Source organism: Kitasatospora sp. NPDC004240 (genome assembly GCF_053603215.1).
In genome coordinates, this window is record NZ_JBSGFD010000008.1 from 41680 (window position 1) to 63990 (window position 22311).

Below are 22311 nucleotides of genomic sequence, written 5' to 3' on the forward strand. Positions count from 1 at the left end.
GGAACCGGAATCCGGACGGCCCCGGACCCGGGTACCCGGTACACCCCCGCCGCCCGGCCCCGGCCTCAGGCCTCAGGCCTCAGGCCTCAGGCCTCAGATCACGGGATCAGACCTTGTACGCGCGGTGCAGCGCCACGATGCCGCCGGTGAGGTTGCGCCAGGCGACCTTCGACCAGCCGGCCTCCTGGAGCTTCGCGGCCAGCGCGGGCTGGTCGGGCCACTCGCGGATGGACTCGGCGAGGTACACGTACGCGTCCGGGTTGCTGCTGACGGCGGTGGCCACCGGCGGCAGGGCGCGCATCAGGTACTCGGTGTAGACCGTGCGGAACGGCGTCCAGGTGGGGGTGGAGAACTCACAGATCACCAGCTTGCCGCCGGGCTTGGTGACCCGGAGCAGCTCGCGCAGGCCCTCCTCGAAGTCCTGCACGTTGCGCAGGGCGAACGAGATCGTCACCGCGTCGAAGGTGCCGTCCGCGAACGGGAGCCGGGTCGCGTCGCCGGCGGTCAGCGCCAGCTCGGGGTGGCGGCGCTTGCCCTCGGCGAGCATGCCGACGGAGAAGTCGCACGGGACGACCTTGGCACCGGCCTCGGCGAAGGGCAGCGAGGAGGTCCCGGTGCCGGCCCCGAGGTCGAGCACCAGATCACCGGGGCCCGCGTCCACCGCCTCGGCCACCGCCCGCCGCCAGGCGCGCGCCTGGCCGAGCGAGAGCACGTCGTTGGTGCGGTCGTACTTCGCCGCGACGTCGTCGAACATGGCGGCGACTTCGTGCGGCTGCTTGTCCAGAGAGGCTCGGGTCACGCCCCCATTCTTCACCCTGTCGCCGTGGGCCGTGGCAAGGGGTCACACGGCCGGCCGCCACGAAGGCCCCCGCACACGCCCGACAGCGCCGCCGACCAGCGCCGACCGGCACCGGCTCGGCACCGGCTGGCGCGGCACGGGCGGGCTCGGCGCCTGTCGACGCGGCCGCCCGGCCCGGCACCGCCCGGTACGGCCCGTCCGACCGTCAGTGCGCGGCGCGGCGGCCGCCGGCACGGCGCTTGCGGCGGGAGCGCTTGCCGTGGGTTATCGCGGGCATGCCGTCCGCCAGCGCCCCGGTGGCCATCGCCACGGTGGTGGCGAGGCGTCCCTGGCCCGTCCGGAAGGCGACGGCCCTGCGGTGGCGGCGGATGCGCAGCAGGCAGATCACGAAGAGCACCACGGCCACCGGCACGCTCGTCCGGGCCAGGCCGACGCCGACGGGCTGCGGGTAGGTGTCACCGCAGACGCGGACGGCGCCCGCGTCGTCGGCCGCGTGCTCCAGGCAGACCGGGTCGCCGACCTTGGCGCCCTCGGCGAGCGGCAGGGCGGCGGCGGTGTGGTTGGTCCCGGCGGCCCGGTAGCTGACGGTGCTGTAGGAGCCGCCTCCGGTCGGCAGCTGGGTGACCACGCCCTCGACTCTGACCGGGTGGGCCGCGATCCGGTCGGCCTGCTCGGTCTGACGCCAGCCGAGCAGGCACATGCCAACGGCGAGCACGGCGCTCAGCACGGCGGCGAGGTACCAGCCACGGCCCATCCGCGGGGGACGCGGCGGGTGGACGGTCGCGGATCGCATGGTTCCTGTCCTGCTTGCGTTCCGGGGCCTGGGGCGGGCCCCGCTGCCCGGGGGACGGGCGGTGGTGGTGAGGGTACGTCTGGGTGAGCCGTTCGGGATCGTATCCGCTGGCAGGCCCTCAGGTCACGGCGAAGGGTGAATCAGGGGCCGCGACCCGCAACCGAGTTCGACGGCACACGAATCAACTCGCCGCCCCGAAGCCATCCCGAAGCCGCCCCGAACTACCCCCGAACCGCCCCCAGAGCCCTCCCCGAACAGCCCCGGGCCCACCCCCGAACAGCCCCGGAGCCACGGCAGCCCCCTCAACAAAGCACCCGCGGACGCCCTCAGCGGCGCCGGTACACCAACCGCCCGCCCAGCACCGTGGCCAGGCACTCCCCCGGCCCCTCCTGGCCCGCCCCGCCGGGCACCGCCGTCAGGCCGAGCACCGCCGCCCCGCCGGGCACCGCCGTCAGGCCGAACACCGCGAAGTCGGCCCGCCCACCGACCGTCAGCACCCCGTGCACGGCCTCGTCCAACGGCAGCACCACGAGCGGATCCAACGGCCCCTCGGCACCCTCGGCGCCCCCGGCACCGTCCACACCCCCGGCCCCCACCCCGCCGAGCGGGTGCAGCCCCGAGCGGGCCACCGCCGTCCGGACCGCCACGCGGTCGAACGGTCCGGCCACCGCGGTCACCCCGAAGCCCAGCATCCGCTGCAGCCCGCGCCGGGCGCTGGCCCCGCACCGCGTCTCGTCGGTGCCGGGGTCCACGCCCCCGGGCACCGGTTCGCTGCCCACGCCCTCGCGCGGGTCCGGGTGGTAGGCGTGCTCCAGCAGCCACCGCCCGTACGGGTTGCGCAGCCCGGGGACCAGCAGCGCGTGGCCCCAGTCGCGGAGCCGGGCGGCGGGGTGGGCGGCGGCGAGCTCGGGGTACGGGCCGAGCGCGGCGATCCGTTCGCCCTGCACCAGTACCGCCCCGTCCGCGAGGGACGGGGCGGTGGGTGAGGCCGGATCGGGCCGCAGCAGGGCGGCCCGGTGGAGGGTGAGCACCGTGGTGGCCCCGGGTCAGTCGTTGGCGAGGATCTTCAGCTCGGGGTGCGCGGTGCCGCCCTCGATCGCGGTGGAGGCGATGTGCGAGGCGACCCGCGGGTCGACCGGGTCGTCGGCCGGGTCGTCCAGCACCCGCAGGTGCTGGTAGGTGGTGGAGCGCTGGGCCGGGACGCGGTCGGCGGCACGGATCAGGTGGATCAGCTCGGTGAGGTTGGAGCGGTGCTTGGCGCCGGCCGCCGAGACCACGTTCTCCTCCAGCATGACCGAGCCCAGGTCGTCCGCGCCGTAGTGCAGCGACAGCTGGCCGGCCTCCTTGCCGGTGGTCAGCCAGGAGCCCTGGATGTGGGCGACGTTGTCGAGGAACAGGCGGGCGATCGCGATCATCCGCAGGTACTCGAAGACGGTCGCCTGGGTCGAGCCCTTCAGGTGGTTGTTCTGCGGCTGGTAGGTGTACGGGATGAAGGCCCGGAAGCCGCCGGTGCGGTCCTGCACGTCGCGGATCATCCGCAGGTGCTCGATCCGCTCGGCGTTGGTCTCGCCGGTGCCCATCAGCATGGTGGAGGTGGACTCGACGCCCAGGCCGTGGGCGGCCTCCATGATCTCCAGCCAGCGCTCGCCGGACTCCTTGAGCGGGGCGATCGCCTTGCGCGGCCGCTCCGGCAGCAGTTCGGCGCCGGCGCCGGCGAAGGAGTCCAGGCCCGCCGTGTGGATGCGGGTGATGGCCTCCTCGATCGACACCTTGGAGATCCGCGCCATGTGCTCGACCTCGGAGGCGCCGAGGGAGTGGATCACCAGCTGCGGGAACTCCGCCTTGATGGCGGAGAAGGCGCGCTCGTAGTACTCCACGCCGTAGTCCGGGTGGTGCCCGCCCTGGAACATGACCTGGGTGCCGCCCAGCTCGACCGTCTCCGCGCAGCGGCGCAGGATCTCGTCGAGGTCGCGGGACCAGCCCTTGTCGCTCTTCGGCGGCACGTAGAAGGCGCAGAACTTGCACGCCGTCACGCAGACGTTGGTGTAGTTGATGTTGCGCTCGATGATGTACGTCGCGATGTGCTCGACGCCCGCGTAACGGCGGCGGCGCACCGCGTCGGCCGCCGAGCCGAGCGCGTGCAGCGGCGCCGAGCGGTACAGCTCCAGCGCCTCCTCGGGGCTGATCCGGCCACCGCCGGCGGCGCGGTCGAGGACGGCCTGCAGGTCGGTGCTGGGCGCATCGAGGGTGGTCGCTGCGAGCTCGGACACCTGGCGGCCTTCTCTCTCTCGGGTACGTCCCGGTCATGCCCCGGTGACGGCTGTGACCGGGTACGACGTGACCGGGTACGACTGTGACCGGTACGGCCGAACCAGCCTACGCCAGCCGATTCCCGCCGCCGGGTCAGCCCACCTTGCGCAACGTACCGGACGGGTTCCCGGCCCTCGGGTCCTCGGAGGTGAAGCGGATCGTGTTGTCCTTCCGGAGGGTCAGCGTCTCCTTGGCCGAGCCGCTCGTGCACACCCCGGCGGGCGAGGAGCTGACCAGCCGGGAGGTGAACACCAGCTGCTCCGGCGAGGCCGAGGTGAGCGTCCAGGCACCCTCGCAGGTGATGTCGATGATCAAGCTGGTGCCGTTGGTGCTCCTGGTGTTCTCCTCCCCGATCGTGGCCGGGCCGACGACCAGGGTCGTGGTGCCGGCCGGGGTCCCGCTCTGGGTGGTCACCTCCCCGCGCCAGGTGCCGAGGAAGGCGGCGGGTACGACACTCGGTCCGCCACTCTTCGCCGAACCCGTCGAACCCGTGGCGCCCGTCGAACCCGTGGCACCCGTCGCACCTGTCGAACCCGTCGCCGAAGCACCGGTCGGGGCACCGGTGGAAGCGCCCGCCGGGGTCGACGGCGGCGCCTGGGCGGGTGCCGTGCCGCTGTTCCCCGACGCCCGGGGGTCGTCGTCCTTCTGCATCAGCCCGTACAGCCCCCAGCCGCCGAGCCCGATCACACCGACCGCCAGCACGGCGGCGGCCGCCACGAGCCCTCCCCGGCGGCCCCCGGACCGCCCGTCCACCGAGCCGGTCGGCGCGGACGACCCGGCCGTGGACCCGGCCGCACCCGTCCCCGTCCCCGCCTCGGAATCCGCCGACGAGCCCGCCGACGACCCGGCCGCACCCGACCCGGCCGCCACCTGCTCGGTGTGCCCGGGCCCGGTCGCCCCCGCCGGCGGACGGGACCACGTCCCCTCCGCCCCGCCCGCGCCGGGGGTCTCGTCGGCCTCCGCCTCCAGGTCCAGCAGCTGCACCGCCGTCCGGCCCACCACCGCCGCCAGTTCGGCCGGCAGCCACCCGCCCTGCGGTCCGAGCCGCAGCGCCGCCGCCCCGTCCGGGTCCAGCCGGGCCCGCAGTTGCTCGGGGGTCGGCCGGGCGGCCGGGTCCTTGGCCAGGCAGTCGCGGACGATCGCCCGCAGCGGCCCGGAGAGTCCGGAGAGGTCGGGCTCGGCGTGCAGCACCCGGTAGAGCAGCACCGCGACGCTCACCCCCTCGCCGAACGGCAGCACCCCGCTGGCCGCGTACGCGAGCAGGGCGCCGAGCGAGAACACGTCGCTGTGCGGCCCGGCGGCCGCGCCCTCCGCCTGCTCGGGCGACATGAAGCCGGGCGAGCCGACCAGGAACCCGGAGTGGGTCATCCTGCTGGTGGCGTCCAGGGCCCGGGTGATGCCGAAGTCGATCAGCCGGGGGCCGTCCAGGGTGAGCAGCACGTTCGACGGCTTGACGTCCCGGTGCACCAGGCCGAGGCCGTGCACGTGGGCCAGTGCCTCGGCGAGTCCGGTGCCGAGGCTGCGGACGGCCGGTTCGGGCAGCGGGCCGTAGTCGCGTACGGCGGCGCCCAGTCCGGGGCCGGCCACGTAGCCGGTGGCGACCCAGGGGTGCTCGCCCTCGGTGTCGGCGTCCAGGACCGGGGCGGTCCAGGCGCCGCCGACCCGCCGGGCCGCCTCGACCTCCTGGCGGAAGCGGGCGCGGAACTCCGGGTCCTCGGCCAGGACGTCGCGCACCACCTTGACCGCCACGGTGCGCCCGCCGGCGGTCCGGCCCAGGTAGACCCGGCCCATCCCGCCCGCGCCCAGCCGCCGCAGCAGCCGGTACTCACCCACCCGGCGCGGGTCGTCCGACCCCAGTGCCTGCATCCCCGCCTGCATCGCGCGCGCTCCCCTCGACGGCCGTACCGCACCCGGGCGGGGCGCCACCGGTCCCGGCGCGGGTGCGAGCACCCGTGCCGGCTCCGGGCGCGGCCCGCCGCTCCCAGGTGCAGACCGTACCGGGATCAGCCGACGGGCGCGGGCTCCAACAGGCGCATCGCGACGTCCGGGGCGAATCCGCTGTCGTGCGCCACCCGGCGCGCGAACTCGGCGATGCCGGCGAGCTGTCGCCCGCCCAGCGAGAAGTCCAGCGCCTCGCTGAAGTAGCGCTCCAGCACCTCGGCGTCGAAGGCCTCCCAGCGGGCCGCCTGCTCGGCGACCTTGCCGGCCTCGGCCAGCGAGAGGTCCCGCGACTCCAGGAAGGCCCGGTGCACGGCGGCGGTCAGCTCCGGCGCGCGCTCGGCGAAGTCACGGCGGGCGGCCCAGACGGCGAAGACGAACGGCAGGCCGGTCCACTCCTTCCACATCTCGCCGAGGTCGTGCACGGCCAGGCCCTGCGAGGGCGCCTGCTCCAGCGAGGCCCGCAGCGCGGGGTCGCCGATCAGCACGGCGGCGTCGGCCTCGGCCAGCATCGCGTCGAGGTCCGGCGGGCAGGAGAAGTACTCCGGCCGCACCCCCTCACGCTCCTCCAGCAGCAGCCGGGCGAGCCGTACGGACGTGCGGCTGGTGGAGCCGAGTGCGACCCGCCGGCCGTCCAGCTCGGCGAGCGGCAGCTTGCTGACGATCACGCAGGACATCACCGGGCCGTCGCTGCCGACCGCGATGTCGGGCAGGACGACCAGTTCGTCCGCGTGGCGCAGGTACTCCACGCAGGTGATCGGCCCGATGTCGAGGGAACCGCCGACCAGCAGGTCGCTCAGCTTCTCCGGGGTGTCCTTGGTCAGGTCGAGATCGAGGAGATTGCCGGTCCGCGCCAGACCCCAGTAGAGGGGTACGCAGTTCAGGAACTGAATATGCCCGACCCGCGGCCTGACCGGGGTGTTCCGGATCCCCCCGTCCGTGCCGAGACCCGCCGCTTCCCGCACCACCACCGTGCGCTCCCTTGCTGTTCGTACGCCTTAGCGCAGGGTATGCCCGCCGTCCCGGCAGGCCCGCACCGGCCTTACGACACGCCCCGACAGCCCTTACGACACACCCTGTACGGACCGCAAGTCACCCCTGGTCGTGACAGCGGGCGCATGCTAGCGTTGCCCTCAGTTGCAGTTTGATTCCCCTTGCAGTACTTGAAGCCTGCGGAGCATGTAACCGCGGGCTTTTTGTAGTTTTTCAGCAATATCGAAAAACTCCGGACCCTCCGGAGGCAGGGCGATCAGCGCAGCGGACCGGGTGCCACACGGTGTGGTGCCCAACACGTCCCTCGCAAGGAGAACGGCATGGCTCAGGGAACCGTCAAGTGGTTCAACGCTGAGAAGGGCTTCGGCTTCATCGCCCAGGAGGGCGGCGGCCCCGACGTCTTCGTCCACTACTCCGCCATCAACGCGAACGGTTTCCGCTCGCTGGAGGAGAACCAGGCGGTCAGCTTCGACGTCACCCAGGGCCCGAAGGGCCCGCAGGCGGAGAACGTCACCGCTATCTGATCATCCTCTGATGACCTGATCGCTCGGGACCCCACCGGGTCCGCCGACGGCCTCACGGCCGTCCCATGAGCACAAGAGCAGTACCCAAGGGGGCTCGCCACTGCGGCGGGCCCCCTGCCTCGTTCCCGGCCGCGACCGGTCCGGGCCCGTGCCGCGGAAATTCCTCCGGGAAATCCCCGACCGATGTCGAACCCCGCCCCGCCGCTCCGACCGAAGGGTGACAGCGCGCCGGACCGGGCGCGACGGACCGGTGGAACCCGGTAGAACAAGGACGGCCATCATGGGCGAGCTCATCCACTTCGTACACCAGTCCCTCGACGGTTTCATCGAGGGCCCCGGCGGCGAGTTCGACTGGCCGCGGATGGGGCCGGAGCTGTCGGCGTACTCGCACGAGCTGACCGGCGGGGACACCGTCTTCCTGTACGGCCGGGTGGTCTGGGAGATGATGTCGGGCTACTGGCCCGAGGCCGAGAAGCACTCCACGCACCCGCACGACCTGGCGTTCGCGCCGGTCTGGCGCGCGGCCCCGAAGATCGTGGTGTCCCGGACGCTGCGGGAGGCGGACTGGAACACCCGGGTGATCGGCGCGGACGTGGTCGAGGAGCTGACCGCGCTCAAGGAGTCCGGCGCCCGGCTGGTGCTGTTCGGCGGCTCGGAGCTGGCCTCGTACCTGACCGCGCACCGGGTGATCGACGAGTACCGGATCTTCGTCCACCCGGTGGTGCTGGGCGGCGGCAAGCCGGTCTTCCGGGAGCAGGACCACCGGGTCGGACTGGACCTGGTCGAGACCCGGACCTTCGACTCCCAGGTCGTCATGCTCCGCCACCGCCTCGCCGCCGCCCCGGCCACCGGCGCGTGAGCTCGGGCCGTAGGCCCGGCCGCCGACCCGACCCCCGGCGCGTGACGGCAGGCCGAAGGCCCGCCGCCGGTGAAACGGGCACCGGCGGCGGGCCTTCGGAGTGCGTCCGGGTGCGGCGACCCGGGGCTCAGGCGGTGGCGGCGGCGGACCTGCCGTCGGCCTGGGCCGGGATGGCGGCCGAGGGCGTCTCGTCCAGCAGGTCGGCCCCGGGGTTGTTGTAGGCGACCAGGTCGAGCGTCTTCTCCCGGGCCGCGACCAGCACCGGGATGACGGCCTGACCTGCGACGTTCGTAGCTGTACGCTGAACACCTACGTCACGCAAAGTGATCATATGCGTTCAGGGGGTGGCCATGCCCAAGGCTACGCGGGTCGGTATCTACGTCCGCATCAGCAAGGACCGCAAGGGACAGGAACTCGGCATCCAGCGCCAGGAGAAGGCCTGCCGGGAGTTGTGCGACCGCCTCGGGTGGACCGTTCTGAAGGTCTACCCGGAGAACGACATCTCGGCTTCCACCACGAGTCGGAAGCCGCGCCAGGTCTACACCGAGATGATGAAGGACGCCCGGTCCGGTGTCATCGACGCCATCGTCGTCTACTCGATCGACCGTCTCACCCGCCGCATCACCGAACTGACCAACTTCCTGGAGGAGCAGAAGGAGTACGGCTTCGCGTTCGCCACCACGGAGGGCGAGGACACCTCCAGCGCCTCCGGCCGCATGATCCTCACCATCAAGGGAGCGGTGGCTCAGCAGGAGACCGAGCGCATGTCCGAGCGAATCAACTCGGCTCTGCTGCAGCGCCGGGAGAAGGGGAAGCCCCACGCCGGCGGGCCCCGCGTGTTCGGCTTCGAGGCCGACTCCCGGTTCCAGCGTCTCGTACCGGAAGAGGTCGAGCTGATCCGGCTCGGCTACGAGATGCTCATGGACCGCAAGACGCCGGGCGAGGTCGCCCGTGTCTGGAACGACAAGGGGTCGAGGTCGTCGGGGAGCGGGACCATGTGGACCCTGCACAAGGTCAAGCGCGTGTATCGGTCCGAACGGCTCGGCGGCATCATCACCTACAAGGGGCAGGTGCTCGGCGACAGCATCTACCCGCACCCTCTGACGAAGGAGGAGTGGGAGAACATCCAGACCGTCCTGGACAGTCGCGCGACCCCGGTGGCGCAGGGATCCGGGAAGCGGAAGCACCTCTACTCGGGCTTCCTGGAGTGCAGCAACTGCAACGTCCTGATGGCGGTCCAGTGGACCAGCGACAAGACCCGGACGTTCCGCCGGACCCGTTGCCAGCCCGGCCGGACGGGGGCCGACGGCCGGGTCGGGTGCGGCAAGGTCAGCCGGGCGTACACGTGGATCGAGGACCGGCTCAACGAAGTCGTCGAGGCGGCGCTCATCGCCCGTCAGCCCAAGATCACGCCGCACCAGTCCGGCGTGGACCTGACCGGCGAGATCTCCCGGCTTGAGGAGCGAATCCGACTGCTGCGCCTCCGGTGGAAGGAGCAGAAGTTGGAGGACGAGGACTACTTCGACGCCTTGGGCCATCTGCGCACCGAGTTGCAGTCCTTGCGGGCCCAGGAAGCCGCCGCCGCGGTCGCACAGTCCCAGACCGAGGTGGATGCACTCGCGGTCTGGCGCGATGACACGATGCAGAACCTCGAACGTCGCCGGGCGATCGCCGCCACCGTGATCGCGAAGGTCGAGGTCTACAGCATCGGGCGAGGCCAGCGGAAGCCGCCGGAGATCGACTCGATCAGGGTCATTCCGGTTGGCCAGCAGTCCCCGGCGGAGGGGCACACGCCCGCCGACGATCACTGACGTATCCCGCCACCACCCCGGAGAGCTGCGCGTCGTAGTCCTCCGGGGGTACCCACCTCGAAAGGATCTCCGCGATCCAATCGGCCACCGCGCCGCTCTCCGGGAGAGTCATGACCGCTCGCCCGCCGACTGCCTGGCGATCTCCCGGTTGGCGGCGAGGTCTTCGGCGATGCCGGCGGCAATGAGCGCTTCGGCGGGAGTGTGGCCGGTCCCGACGAAACGCCAGGCGGATTCGGTGATCGTCGTGTCGTCCCAGTCGGCGTACAGGTCGCGGACACCGGCCAGGTTGCGGGCGTGCTCGGCCCGGTCGGCCCGGAGTTGGCCGTAGGTAGTGGAGTAGGCGCGGGTCTTGGTGAGGCAGTGGCCCCGGTAGCCGAGCATGTGGGCCCAGGCACGCAGCCGGAGGTGCCGCAGTTCGGGCAGGCCGCCGAGACGCCAGGCCGTGGCGATGAGCGCCCGGACGTGGGAGGTGACCCGCAGCGCCCGAATCTCCGCCAGCGACTCGATCCGTCGGTCGACGGCCCCCGCGCTCTCGACGCTCTTGCTCGTGTACTTCGCGACGTACGCGGCCACGGCGTCGTCCGTGAGCCTGCCGCCGTCGCTTCCGGCGAGCGGGTGGGCGTCGAGCTGGGTGCCGAACCTCAGTCGGCCGTCGCCGTACGCCGCGGACCAGGGAAGAGTGAGCGCCACAGCCGCCGCGGCTGACCGGACGGTCTCCAGGAGAAGATCGGTGCCCGCCCACGACGGAGGATGCGAGGCCGGACCGTCGGGACCGTCCAGGCGGACGACCGCGTGGAAGTGGATCGCACCGCGCCTCTGGTACTCGGCGACCTTGGCGGCCGAGACGCGGGTCAGCCGACGGATCTCGCCGCGGCCGACGCCCATCCTGGTGGCGAGGTGGTGGTAGAGGTTGTCACGGAACGCCTTCCACAGGGCCGGCGCGGAGGCGTTCCACAGGATGTGGCCCGGATAGTCGTAGCAGGCGGTGCACAGCGGTTGCCCGACGAGGAAGTCCGCGCCCGGGTGGGTGCTGCCGCAGCCGTGTCGCCCGCTGTGTTCGCAGCGCCCACGCCGGGCCGGGTGGCAGATGCCGACTCGATGGACCCGGCCGAACGAAGGGGCGGTAAGAGTGACGAACAGGCGGGGGTGGGTCCGTACGGAGTCCGGGATTCCCTTGCCGCCGGTGAGTCCGGCGCGGACCAGGTGGAAGGTGTCGCCGCTGTGTTCGCGGGAGCAGGGTGCGCAGCGGGAGGCCCGCCGGTTGCGGCAGCGGACGGCGAGTCGGCCGCCCGGCTCGGTGGCCGTTGTGTAGTGGCGGAGGACTTCGCCGGTGTCGGAGGCGAGGGTAGTGGCGTGTCCGGCGAGGTAGACCGGTGCCGTGCAGCCGCCGGTGGCACGGATCTGGTCGAGCCAGCGCGCCAGGTCGGGCATGTCACCGAGGCGGACGAAATCTCTTTCGATTTCTGACAGTTGGCGCAGCCGCGCCTCCCGGTCGAGGAAGGCGCGGCGCGCGGTGGGGTCGGTGTACGGGTTGATGCCGGGTTGGGTCATGGCGGATGTCTCCAGGGCCAGGGTTCGCCGGGCCCCGGCCGGGCCAGACATGCATCGGCTCGGCCGGAGTCCTGGTGGGGGCGGGCGGCGGGGGCGGTTGGGCCGGTTGGCACGTTGATCACGTCCTTCAGGTGGTGTGGGTGAGGCTCTGGACGATCCAGGTCACGGCATGGATGACCGGGTCGGTCCAGCCGATGCGGTCGAGGTAGATCCCAAGCAGGCCGACCAGCACGACCTGCCAGGTGCGCAGTTCGCCCGAACGGACCAGGAGGAAGGTGACGACCGCGAGAATGACGATCAGGACTGCGGTGGTGTCCATCAGACGTAGACCCCTTCGTCCGACTCGTCCGCCGCGTGGAGGCCGGGCCAGGAAGGGGCGAGGCGGGCATGCTTCCTGGCGGCGCGGCGGGCCTGTTCGGGGGTGATGTGGATGGAACGCGCCCTGATCCACTGGCCGTCGGTGTCCGCCGTAATCGCGACGCCCTGTTCGGCGAGAGTGATGCGCTGAGCAGCGGCCAACGCGTCCTTGTTCAGGTCGCCGAGCGCCATCTCCGCCGTGCCTTCGTCGCTCACGCGGTGACAGACGCGGCCGGCCAGCTGGGCGCGCAGGGCCGTGACGCCGGGGCCGAGGTCGGATCCGACGCGTTGCCCCGCGATCACGAGGTGCACGCCCAGGGCGGCGCCGAGTTGGGCGAGCCGCAGGAGGTGGGTGGAGATCTCTCCGACTTCCGCCTTGTCGTCCCTGGTGGCGACAAGGTACAGCTCCGCCACCTCATCCACGATCACGACGACGGGTGACTTGCGGAGCTTGGCCGGGAGGTCCCACACCGACCGGGCCCCGACCGAGCGGCACAGCTGCATGCGTGCCTCGGTCTCCGCGACGAGGTCGGCCAGGAGGCGTGCGGCCTCGGTCCGCGTCGATGCCAGCGCCGACAGCCGGTCTTCGAACAGGGACAACTCCATGCCGCCCTTGAGGTCGATACCGAACAGAGCAACGCGTTGCGGAGCGAGTTCCTTGACCAACGCGGCGACCAGGGTGGACTTGCCGGAGCGGGTGGCGCCGACGATCAGCCAGTGCGGCGCGCGGCGCAGGTCGATCACCCAGGCTCGACCGTCCCCCAGCAGTCCGACGACCGCCCGAAGGGGTCGTTCGCGCAGCCGGTACGGCAGCACCGGGGCCACGAGCGGGTCCCAGGCCAGCGCGGACAGCGTCACGAAACCGCGCTCGCTGGAGAACAGCCGTACCGAATGCACTCGCCAGGTGTGGGTGAGGGCTTCGACGGTGTCGCGGTAGTGGTCCGGCGTCTGTCCGGGGTGGAGGCGCACGGTCACCTCCAACCCACCGCGTCGCAGTTTCGGGAGTCCGATGCGAGGAGGAACGGGCCGGAGGGGATCGCCCCGCACTGCCATCCCGCCGACCACGGCCCGTGCGGGGCGGCGAGCCACGGCCAGGCCGAGGTTGGTCGTCAGCCGGCGCCAGGTAAGGAGAACCCGGATCAGGGCCGCGGGGTAGCCGAGCAGGCACCACCACAGGTGGGGGTGAGTGCGCCGAAGGCCAGGGGCGATGCTCAGCCCGATCAGGACCACGGCGAGGAATCCCAGCCAGAGAAGCTGAAGCACGGACACGCTCATCCCCCGTTCTCCATCGCGGTGTTGTGCGCCTCGGTCTCCAGGTCGCGTGCCTGGCCGACAGCCTTGGCGGCGAGGCCCGCGATGTGGTCGAAGAGCTGAGCACCGCTGTCGTCCGGGGCGAACGGGTCGATCTCTTCGGCGAGGTCTCCGAGTTCGCGCAGGAGACCCCGGAGCCGGACGCGGTTCGCGCCGGTCATCAGGAGTCGGCGCCCTTGCGCGAGGCGGCCGGGACGGCCGGGGCCGGCGCGGGGGTGATGGAATCGGCACGGAAGGACAGACCGTGCCGGTCTCCCATGGCCCAGGAGAAGGCCGTCAGACCGGTGACGTGCACCTGAACGCCTTCGACAACGCCGGCGGGCTCGCCCGAGACGCTGATCTCGATGATCGAGGCCCGCCGACCGTCCTGCCGTACGGCGACCCCGACCGTGTACACGGTGTGGCCGTCACGGTCCTTGCGCACCTCACCGGTTTCTCGGTTCGCCACCCGCGCCTCAGGGGCAACGATGCAGGTCATCGTGCCGAGCCGGGTGCCATCAACGGGAATGGACTGCATGAGCGCACACTCCAAGGTCACAAAGGCCGCATGACGCCATTCGTCAAACGTACTTACCTTTGCTTCTCGATGATGCGCCGCCTTGACGCCCGAGCGCAAGCGATTCATGCTTACGTTTAACGCCTAGCGACTGACGACAGCCTCACTGCATGCGGCCCGAGCTGGGCAAACGACCACAAACGAACGCTCGACAGCACACGCGCGAGGCGGGCGAGGCGCCCGCACCAAGGGGTCAACCACGATGACGATCATCCGAAACGAGGCGCTGCACAAGCAGGTGGCCGCGGCCATGAGGCAGTCCATCGCCTCCGGCGAGTGGCCCCCCGGCACCCAACTGCCCACCGAGACGGATCTCGCAGAGACGTACGGCGTCTCCCGACCAACCGTCCGGCTCGCCGTGGCAGCTCTCCGCAACGAGGGCCAGTTGGACGTGAAGCAGGGACGCGGCACCTTCGTCCGGACCACCGTCCACGGCCCCGCCGGCACTGTCGAACGCACCATCACCCTCAGCGGCAGCCACTACGAGGCGCCCACCGACACGTGGTTCGGGCACGGCGAAGAGCCGACCGTCTACCGCACGCGCACCGACGCCATCACAGCCCCACTGCTAGAGATGGGCGAGGGCGAGATGATGCTTGGCTGTGACCGCCTGATCGCCGACCCGGCAGGCGAGGGGCGCGCGCTGCACCGACTGCTGCTCCCCATGGAGCGCATCGAGGACACCCCGCTCAGCCAGCAGCCCACCGCCACCCCCGCCGAGGCGTACGCGATCCTGGCCGCCGCCGGCCGCGAACTCACCTGGCGTGACCGGGTCAGCGCCCGCGTCCCCCAGCCCGACGAGCGCGAGACCCTTCGCCTCTCTGAGGCCGCTGTCCTACTGGTCGTGCACCGCATCACTTACGACGAGGCGTCGAACCTCCCTCTCCTGGTCGAAGAGACCCGGCTCGGCGCCGAGACCACCGGGCTCACGTACGCCGTCGAAGCCCGGAAGCCCAAGCGCGCCGCCCGCACGGCGAAGGCCGCCCGCTGACAGCACGCGCGCAGCATTCAGCCCCCATGCCCAGGCCGGACGTGGGGGCTGTCGCATACCTTCTTCACTTACTCAAGGGCGCACACGACGCGGCGCGCGGCCCAGGCCGCTCGCCGTCGCTCCTGTCTTCGCCCCGTTCCGGCGGCGGCCGGCCGCGCACGGGGCTGAGGTCAGAACCGGCGGTGGCTGGGGCCGGCGGCTCCGCGGTTTTACCCACCTCTCCGGACCGGGACCCGCGTCGAGCAAGACCGGGGGGCCACTCGGCCAAATTGCGGTCAGGCCCAAAGAGCCCTGACCGAGTCGCAACAGCTTACGGCCCCCCGATCATGCTCGACCCCAGACCTGACAGGACACCGGCCAAAACCGCTCCACCGCCCAGGACAGCGCCCTCCCAAGCATCAGAGCCACGTTCAGCCTTGTCGCGTGCATGCGTCGGCGCATGACCTGGCGCTTTACTCGTCTTGCCTGCATAGCTGTGCGGCGACCTGTAGACTGTGGCCCGTTTCGGCGGCCCTAGCGTGGAGCCAGTGTGGACTACAACTACGAGTCCCTCCTCAATCAGCGATTCCAAATGCTTTGCCAGTCGCTCTTGGTGAGCGAATACCCTGGGGTTCAGTGCTTCCCGGTAGGCATGGCTGACGGCGGAAGAGATGCTACTGCTCGTTCTGGTAGCCACGCTGACATGGTTTTCCAGGTCAAGTTTACATCCAAGCCTTCGTCAATCAAGGATCCGGTTAAGTGGATTACTGATTCGATCGATGGCGAGCTTGAGAAGATTCGGCGACTCCAAGAACGAGGGGTCACAAAATACTTCCTGATCACCAATATGCCTCCGAGCGCGAATCTTGATACCGGAATGATCGACAAGGTTGATAGATATCTGCGACAGCATGTCCCTATCGATGCTCAATGCTGGTGGAGAGATGACCTCGATCGACGCCTTGACAACAATTATGATCTGAAGCTCCGATATCCTACCTTGCTAAATGGGCCGGACTTGCTTCGCCTTGTAGTAGAGAGAATGGGGCCCGACGAAAGCCGTCGGCGCCGACAACGCGCCCTTACCTCGTATTTCGCGCACCAGTTTGATCAGGATTTGTCGATCAGATTCAAGCAGGCGGACTTGTTGCCAAGTTCCCTCTTTGATCTATTCGTTGATGTCCCAGTGGCTCTGACACTTAGTTCAGATCGCGACAATGATGAATCTCTCAGGCACTATGTCGATGCCGTGAATCGCGGACTGCGACTAGAGGACCAAGATTCATCCGTGCGCACCATCAGCCATGGCGTGGTTTATCGCGCGGTGCATGGGGATGCTGCGGACAGCCTGCCGGAAAGGTATTACACTTTCGGCGAGTTCAGGTCTCCTCTAGCAGGAGGGGCCGACCTCCTACTAGATGCCGAATTCATTGATTCATTCTCTCGAATCGTTCTAGAAGGAGCGCCAGGGCAAGGAAAATCCACCCTGGCCCAGTACATTGCGCAGGTTCACCGCGCTCGACTACTTCAGCACGACGACGTCAAACTGCCTTCCGGCCACGCATCCTCCGCAGTCATGGTGCCGTTTAAGATCGAGCTTCGCGATTTGGCTTCCTGGCTGAATGGATTTGACCCCTGGTCAGGAAAAGCAGGAACCCCTCACGAAGGTAAGCGATCCCTCGAAGGCGCACTCGCTGCACACGTTGAGAGATATTCCGGAGGTCACGAATTCACCGTCGCAGACGTAGCGTTCCTGGTTGAGGAACACCCTGTGTTAGTTATACTTGACGCCCTTGATGAGGTAGCAGACCTCGAAGACCGCGAGAAAGTAGTCGAGGAGGTAACTGCCGCCGCAACACGGCTTAGCCAGAACGCGCACCGAGTCCGGTTCCTGGTTACAAGTCGTCCCACGGCCGTGTCAAATGCACCGTCATTCTCGCGTCAAAGATTTCAGCACCTAAGACTTGCCGCCATTACTCCTGAGATTGCCCTTGAGTATGCTAGTCGATGGGGGAAGGCGCGCAATCTTAAAAAGCAGGATATTGTCGAGATTCGAGACATCCTGTCGCATAAAATGTCGGCCCCCCACATGGCAGAGCTAGCAAAGAATACAATGCAGCTCTCCATCCTCCTTAGCTTGATTTACCACAAAGGCTCCAGCCTGCCCGACAAGAGGACGGAGCTCTACGACGCGTATGTTGATTCATTCTTCAATCGCGAAGTAGAAAAGAGCAAGATCGTCCGCGAGAATAGAAATCTGCTGATCTCGATCCACCAGCACCTGGCCTTCTATATCCATGCTAGAGCTGAAGGGCAGCGCACAACTGGACGTATCGATCGCGACGAGCTACATGCCGTGGTCCGAGCGCGCCTCAGGGTTCTACGGCAGCCCGAGGATCTCTTCGACGACCTGTTGACAGGAATGGTCGAGCGTGTGGTCGCGCTCGTCTCGCGAGTGGAAGGTACATACGAATTCGAGGTCCAACCTCTCCGCGAGTACTTCGCCGCGCGGTATCTTTATGATACCGCGCCTTATACCTCAGCGACGCTATCGGCATCAGGGACTAAACCTGACCGATTTGAGGGGATCGCACCGAATCCCTACTGGTTGAATGTGACTCGCTTCTTCGCTGGATGTTTTACCGTCGGCGAGCTTCTGGATCTTTCCGAGCGTGTGTCCGTACTTTGCGGGAGGCCCGAATTCCGCGGTTTGAGCTATCCGCGCGTGTTGGCCCTGTCGCTATTGCAGGACTGGGTATTCTTTCAGTCAGTCCCAGCGACTGAGCGGCTAATCGACAGGCTATTCGATCAGGCAGGTATTCGATGGGCTGAACGCCGGACGCGCGGGCATGCCCTTGCTTTTGGCGCCGAATCAGACGTTAACGTCTCTCTAGTGGGCAAGGCTGGCGGCTCCTACCTTGTGGATAAATTGTGGGAGATCGTCGAATCCGAGTCTCCTAGCGAGCGCGTGCGCGCTGCCTGTGATGTCATCAGGAGCCAAAAAGCGAATAATTCCATTTCTGTCGACGAGATGTGGCAGCGCACGCTTGAAAGCAAGCAAACGACCCAGGAAAAATGCGATTGGATCGTCATTGGTGGATGGCTCGGCGTATTCACTCAAATGAGGCCAGGGCAGCTTGCGGCGGATGATACTTCGCTGATGGAAATTCTCCCTAGCCTAGTGGAATCAGGCGCCAACTTTGACAGTTGTAGCGCAACTTTGGTGCGTGCTGCCGCTGATTGCGTTCTCTCAGACAGCCTATCTGCTAGCCCGGGCGGTTTCCTTAGTCGGCTTGCCTTCATGGTTAATCCGACGCTTTGGACAATGTTTTCTCAGGACGGGCATCCATCCGTACAAAGGTACATGGAAACCGCGCTGTCTAATATGCGGGCCACTTCGCCCTCTGAAACCTTTGAGGCAGTTTCGCAGCTTGGTTCCCGGATGCTACAAGCTGCAGCCGTCGAAACCACGGATAATCTGACATTCTGGAAGGGTTTCCTTGGCGATTTGAACAGTCATTTCGGAGAAAATTGGTCCGGGGTTTGCATCGGTATTGCCTCTGGGGCAATTCGGTCTCCGAAGGAGCGGGGAGCTGGAGCCGATCGTCTCTTCGATCGAAACTTTTCATTTGTCGATCGCGTCAGAAACGCTAAGCGTCGTAGCAAGCAAGTTTCATGGTGGTCGAGCCAGCTTGCAGAAGCAGCGTCTGATCTCGATAGACTTACCTGGCTTGCAATGGTCTATGTGTGGGCTGAGCCTGAAACAATTTCCCAACTCTGGGGACTTATTGAGTCAACTATTGGCGATACCTCTGAGCAAGATCGCCATCGACTCTACCAGCTAACGCGAATCAGCTTCAGGTTTTCACCCCGCTCGACCAAATTCATTCCAATCGATCGCAAGTCGTCCGTCTTTTCTAGCCAAGATGACCTCATGCGTTCATTGTTTTTTGAGCGCATCGAGCCTTGCGTAGAGAAAGACAGATTTGTTCTTCGTGCTGGCAAGATGGAGAACAACGCCAGGCTTGCCGGATTGGTTATTGACCATGCCTGGGAGCGGTTCTTTGCTGGCTCCATGAGTGAGACCGACTTTATGTCTACAGTTGATCGGCAGTATGCGCCCGGGGTTTTCCCATTGGCGCATGACTCTCGTCATGCTTTCAAAATGGGCAAGGTTAAGCCGCTTGCAGAAAATGCCATGGAAAGGCCGTGGGATATGCCGTCGAATGTCCTGGCGGTGGCGGAGTACTATTTCTCAAGGCGTAGCGTGCAGATCAAACCGGTGCTGCGAATTGCCGAAGAGCAGGGCTGGTTCTGATCGGAAATGTCAAGCCGGATTAGTTAGATAATTTAGGCTGAGGGCAACATGGCTGACCGGGCGTGACGTTTCTGTATAGCCTGCGGTGCAGCAAAAGAGACCAGCAGGCCGGGGCCAGTGCTAGCTTGCGTAGGCACTGGCCCCGAGTCGTCATGCTGACTCGTGTCGGACATGCGCCGCGAGGCACAGCAGTTCTTCGAGGCTCAGCCAGCCCCCGTTGCCCTTCAGCCGCACGACCGGCCCGCCGTTAGCGTCGGTGTCAGCAATGGCACGGAGCTGCGAGCGCTCCACCCCGCACAGCGCCAGGAGCGCGTTGAGCTGATCCGCGGTTCTGCGTGCGGCTCGCCAGCCGGCAGCGTAGTCAACGCCCGGCATCCACACCCACGACTCCGGGTCGAGGTCCGCCGCCAACTCCGCATCGAAGTCGTCGTCCCCGTGCAACAGTCCCTCAACTCCCCTGATCAGCAACCGAACCGGCGTCATTCGTGCACAGGCATGCCGAGGAGCCCGATACCATCGGCATCGGGTTCCGACCCACCGGACCACCCCACTCCGGCCAAGGTGACGGGGTGGTCCGGTTCGTCTTCAGTTGTGGTGGATCAGGTCAGATGCGGTGATCCACGAGCTGGTTCAGACCCGCTTTCCTCGCGACGGATGCGCTTTGCGAGCTGAAGCCGTGCGCGCTCGCGGAAGCCCGGCTCGGCACACCACTCGGCCACCTCTCGGTGTGTGGCCCGTCGGCTCGAAGAGATGATCCTCATGGGCCAGGTGAACTGGCCGTCCAGCCACCACCAGGTCACCGCACGACCGACCCAAGATCGCAGGTTTCGGCGCCTCACTCGGGCACCGCCGGATCAGCCGGGTAGAGCTTGACCACGTACGAGGTCAGCCCGACGAAGGCCAGCGCGCGCACCTCTCCGTATGTGGCGAGCCGGTGGCCGATGGTCTGCACTGCCGGCGGGCCGAGCAGGTCGTCGAAGTAGTCCTGCTGCTCGGAGCTGAGTGGCAGCGCCCGCAGTGACGAGAGCAGCGCCGTCATAGCGTCCGAGAGCGTGGCGAACTGTGCGGGCCCGGTGACTCCCTTGACCTCCACAGTCACCGGGAACGAGTCAGACGAGGAAGCCTCCGCGGTCGTGGTCACCGGGCTGACACCTCCCCGGCGCGACGCGGGTGCCGCCGGTGGACCCCGACCGTCTGACCGTTCACAACGATGTACCGGGCCAGTGCCGTGCGCAGTCCCGCACCGCAGTAGTGGCACCTCGTTGCCGCCACCCCGGACGCCGCCCGTCGGCTCCAGGTCATCACGCACCACCTTCCGGCCCCACCAGGGCCCAAACGATCTTTCCGATGCCCTCTGGTCGCGGCCCCCAGCCCCACTCCGACGACAGCTCCTCCACCAGGCTGAGCCCGCAGCCCGAGACGTCGTCGGGCCCGGTCGACCGGCGGATGCCAGGCTTCTCGTTGCTGGCGTCGTGCACTTCGATGCGAAGGTGCCCGTGCACCATCTCCAGCCGCAGGGCAATCTCCCTGCCGGGGGACACCCGGGCGTGCACCACCGCATTGGCCACCAGCTCGCCGATCACCAGTGCACCGTTGTCGAGGAGGCCCGCCCCGTCGGGAACCTGCCCGAGGAAGTCCCGCAGGTGGCGCCGGGCCACCCCGGACGATCGCCGGTGCCGGGCCAGCATCACTTCGAACGGGGCCGCCGCGGCAGCCTGCGTGTGGGGGCCGTCGTCGACCCGGAGCCTTCCCGAGCTGATCACGTGCACCACTCTCCCGATGCTCGGACAGGGAGCCGGAACCTGGTCGTTCCGGCCCTCGGCACCAGATTGCCGAGAGGGAATGCACGCGACGTACCCAAGCTGATTACCCACCGTGGGTAAACTCACGGTCAATCAACTCACTTGCAGCGACTACTGATCACCGGCGGTGGTAGTGGTGACCGAAGCGCGTCTTCCGGACCGGCTCCCACCGGTTCTGCTCTCCAACCCGGAAATGGTCACCGCGTGCCGTGCACGGGACTTCGCGGAGGTCTTCCGCCTGCTCAAACTCGCCGGTGTCTACCCGTCGCTCATCGCCCGTGCCTGCGACCTGACACCGAGCCGAGTCGGCGAGGTCATGGCCGGCAGACGCAGGATCGAGAAGATCGATCTTGTCGAGCGGATCGCCGACGGCCTTCACATCCCCGGCCACATGCTCGGACTGGCTGCGCGGGCCTGGGAGCAGGAGCCCCCCGCACCGCAGACCGGGCGCTGGCTTCCGCAGCCGTCCGCCCCCACACACCGGCTCGGTGCGCCGCTCGATCCGGAGTTCTTCGTCGACCACCTGCGCTGCGTGATGCCTGGCCATTACAAGGCCGCAAACCTCCTGGGCTCGCGCCACGCACTCGACTCCGTGACCCGGAACCTCCAGCAACTGGACCGCCTCCAGCAGAACGCTGACGGTAGGACCCGGGACGAACTGCTCGGTATCGGCGCCCGCACCGCGGAATTCCTGGGCTGGCTCCACCAGGACCTCGGAGACTTCGACCAGGCCGTGTACTGGTCGGACCGCGCCATGGAGTGGGCACAGGAGAGCGGCGACGACGTCATGGCCGCCTACGTGCTGTTCCGCAAGAGCAACCAGGCCACCGCCCGCCGCAACGCGCAGCAGGCCGTAGGGCTGGCCCGCGCCGCCCAACGCTCCACCGGCGCCACGCCGCGCATCCGGGCCCTGGCCGCGCAGCAGGAGGCCCAGGGCCACGCACTCATGGGAAATCCGCGCTTCGCCCAGGCAAAGTTCGACGAGGCCCACGAACTCGCCGCTGAGCAGGACGACTCGCACAACGACGATGCCCTCGATCTGGCGTACTGCACGCCGACCTACATCGAGATGCAGCGCGCCAACTGTCTGATCGAACTCGGTGATCCGCACACCGCCGTGGCCATGTTCGAGGCCGAGCTGCGTGCCCTGCCGACGATCTACCGCAACGACCAGGGCGTCTACCTCTCCCGACTGGCCCGCGCGTACGCCGTCTCCGGTGGGCCGGAACAGGCCGCGGCAGCGGCCGACCGGGCCCTGTCGATCGCCATCGACACCGAGTCCGCGCGAGCCATGTCCGAGCTGTCCGCAGCCGGGAAGGCACTCCAGCGGTGGAACGCCGTGCCCGAAGTAGCCACATTCACCAGTCGATTGACGCTGATGACCACCACGGCCAGCTCTCGACCGTCGGCCATCTGATG

At 68.2% G+C, this 22311-nt stretch carries 21 protein-coding genes; 6 read left to right on the forward strand and 15 right to left on the reverse strand.

Features of this window, described 5'->3' with window-relative positions; genetic code table 11:
* Nucleotides 1-106: 106 nt before the first annotated feature.
* From ACWEQL_RS04030 to ACWEQL_RS04055, 6 genes are all read right to left on the reverse strand, one after another.
* Nucleotides 107-799, reverse strand: coding sequence for a demethylmenaquinone methyltransferase (locus ACWEQL_RS04030; RefSeq protein ID WP_452148569.1), 693 nt, complete (start codon nucleotides 797-799; stop codon nucleotides 107-109).
* 205 nt (nucleotides 800-1004) lie between these two features.
* Nucleotides 1005-1592 (reverse strand): hypothetical protein, encoded by a 588-nt coding sequence (locus ACWEQL_RS04035; protein ID WP_452148570.1) that lies wholly within the window; start codon nucleotides 1590-1592, stop codon nucleotides 1005-1007.
* 326 nt (nucleotides 1593-1918) lie between these two features.
* A complete protein-coding gene (locus ACWEQL_RS04040; RefSeq protein ID WP_452148571.1) occupies nucleotides 1919-2623 on the reverse strand; it encodes an amidohydrolase family protein in 705 nt (234 codons plus the stop codon).
* A 15-nt stretch (nucleotides 2624-2638) separates the two neighbouring features.
* Entirely contained in the window at nucleotides 2639-3862 is a 1224-nt protein-coding gene (gene mqnC / locus ACWEQL_RS04045; RefSeq protein WP_452148572.1) for a cyclic dehypoxanthinyl futalosine synthase, read from the reverse strand.
* Between the two features lie 133 nt (nucleotides 3863-3995).
* Nucleotides 3996-5780, reverse strand: a complete 1785-nt coding sequence (locus ACWEQL_RS04050) for a protein kinase domain-containing protein (protein WP_452148573.1) — start codon at nucleotides 5778-5780, stop codon at nucleotides 3996-3998.
* A 125-nt stretch (nucleotides 5781-5905) separates the two neighbouring features.
* A complete protein-coding gene (locus ACWEQL_RS04055) occupies nucleotides 5906-6769 on the reverse strand; it encodes a menaquinone biosynthetic enzyme MqnA/MqnD family protein (RefSeq protein WP_452148623.1) in 864 nt (287 codons plus the stop codon).
* A 384-nt stretch (nucleotides 6770-7153) separates the two neighbouring features.
* On the opposite strand from ACWEQL_RS04055, the gene ACWEQL_RS04060 reads away from it, so the two are divergent.
* Nucleotides 7154-7357 (forward strand): cold-shock protein, encoded by a 204-nt coding sequence (locus ACWEQL_RS04060; protein ID WP_057227626.1) that lies wholly within the window; start codon nucleotides 7154-7156, stop codon nucleotides 7355-7357.
* A gap of 280 nt (nucleotides 7358-7637) precedes the next feature.
* A complete protein-coding gene (locus ACWEQL_RS04065; RefSeq protein WP_452148574.1) occupies nucleotides 7638-8216 on the forward strand; it encodes a dihydrofolate reductase family protein in 579 nt (192 codons plus the stop codon).
* 127 nt (nucleotides 8217-8343) lie between these two features.
* On the opposite strand, the gene ACWEQL_RS04070 is transcribed toward ACWEQL_RS04065, so the two are convergent.
* Nucleotides 8344-8478, reverse strand: a complete 135-nt coding sequence (locus ACWEQL_RS04070) for a hypothetical protein (protein WP_452148575.1) — start codon at nucleotides 8476-8478, stop codon at nucleotides 8344-8346.
* A gap of 88 nt (nucleotides 8479-8566) precedes the next feature.
* On the opposite strand from ACWEQL_RS04070, the gene ACWEQL_RS04075 reads away from it, so the two are divergent.
* Nucleotides 8567-10027, forward strand: coding sequence for a recombinase family protein (locus ACWEQL_RS04075; protein WP_452148576.1), 1461 nt, complete (start codon nucleotides 8567-8569; stop codon nucleotides 10025-10027).
* Nucleotides 10028-10135: 108 nt separating this feature from the next.
* Here the strand turns inward: ACWEQL_RS04075 and ACWEQL_RS04080 are convergent, their stop codons facing one another.
* The 5 genes from ACWEQL_RS04080 to ACWEQL_RS04100 form a co-directional block, all read right to left on the reverse strand.
* A complete protein-coding gene (locus tag ACWEQL_RS04080) occupies nucleotides 10136-11578 on the reverse strand; it encodes a replication initiator (RefSeq protein WP_452148577.1) in 1443 nt (480 codons plus the stop codon).
* Between the two features lie 127 nt (nucleotides 11579-11705).
* On the reverse strand, nucleotides 11706-11897 hold the full coding sequence (locus tag ACWEQL_RS04085) for a hypothetical protein (protein WP_452148578.1): 192 nt from the start codon (nucleotides 11895-11897) through the stop codon (nucleotides 11706-11708).
* A complete protein-coding gene (locus ACWEQL_RS04090; protein WP_452148579.1) occupies nucleotides 11897-13210 on the reverse strand; it encodes an FtsK/SpoIIIE domain-containing protein in 1314 nt (437 codons plus the stop codon). Before ACWEQL_RS04090 ends, ACWEQL_RS04085 begins: the two co-directional genes overlap by 1 nt.
* Nucleotides 13207-13407 (reverse strand): hypothetical protein, encoded by a 201-nt coding sequence (locus ACWEQL_RS04095; RefSeq protein WP_452148580.1) that lies wholly within the window; start codon nucleotides 13405-13407, stop codon nucleotides 13207-13209. The genes ACWEQL_RS04090 and ACWEQL_RS04095 overlap by 4 nt, the downstream gene beginning before the upstream one ends.
* Complete coding sequence (locus ACWEQL_RS04100; protein WP_452148624.1) at nucleotides 13407-13763, reverse strand: SCO3933 family regulatory protein; 357 nt, start codon at nucleotides 13761-13763, stop codon at nucleotides 13407-13409. Before ACWEQL_RS04100 ends, ACWEQL_RS04095 begins: the two co-directional genes overlap by 1 nt.
* A 241-nt stretch (nucleotides 13764-14004) precedes the next feature.
* Here ACWEQL_RS04100 and ACWEQL_RS04105 point away from each other — a divergent pair, with 241 nt between their 5' ends.
* Nucleotides 14005-14793, forward strand: a complete 789-nt coding sequence (locus tag ACWEQL_RS04105) for a GntR family transcriptional regulator (RefSeq protein WP_452148581.1) — start codon at nucleotides 14005-14007, stop codon at nucleotides 14791-14793.
* 529 nt (nucleotides 14794-15322) lie between these two features.
* A complete protein-coding gene (locus tag ACWEQL_RS04110) occupies nucleotides 15323-19090 on the forward strand; it encodes an NACHT domain-containing protein (RefSeq protein ID WP_452148582.1) in 3768 nt (1255 codons plus the stop codon).
* A gap of 150 nt (nucleotides 19091-19240) precedes the next feature.
* Here the strand turns inward: ACWEQL_RS04110 and ACWEQL_RS04115 are convergent, their stop codons facing one another.
* The 3 genes from ACWEQL_RS04115 to ACWEQL_RS04125 form a co-directional block, all read right to left on the reverse strand.
* Nucleotides 19241-19558 carry a hypothetical protein gene (locus ACWEQL_RS04115; protein ID WP_452148583.1) on the reverse strand — a complete coding sequence of 106 codons (318 nt, stop codon included), beginning with the start codon at nucleotides 19556-19558 and terminating at the stop codon, nucleotides 19241-19243.
* Between the two features lie 367 nt (nucleotides 19559-19925).
* Nucleotides 19926-20129: a hypothetical protein gene (locus ACWEQL_RS04120; protein ID WP_452148584.1), complete on the reverse strand. Its 204-nt coding sequence runs from the start codon at nucleotides 20127-20129 to the stop codon at nucleotides 19926-19928.
* A gap of 262 nt (nucleotides 20130-20391) precedes the next feature.
* A complete protein-coding gene (locus ACWEQL_RS04125) occupies nucleotides 20392-20862 on the reverse strand; it encodes an ATP-binding protein (protein WP_452148585.1) in 471 nt (156 codons plus the stop codon).
* Between the two features lie 166 nt (nucleotides 20863-21028).
* Between ACWEQL_RS04125 and ACWEQL_RS04130 the strand changes: the two genes are divergently transcribed.
* Nucleotides 21029-22309: a tetratricopeptide repeat protein gene (locus ACWEQL_RS04130; RefSeq protein WP_452148586.1), complete on the forward strand. Its 1281-nt coding sequence runs from the start codon at nucleotides 21029-21031 to the stop codon at nucleotides 22307-22309.
* Nucleotides 22310-22311 lie beyond the last annotated feature (2 nt).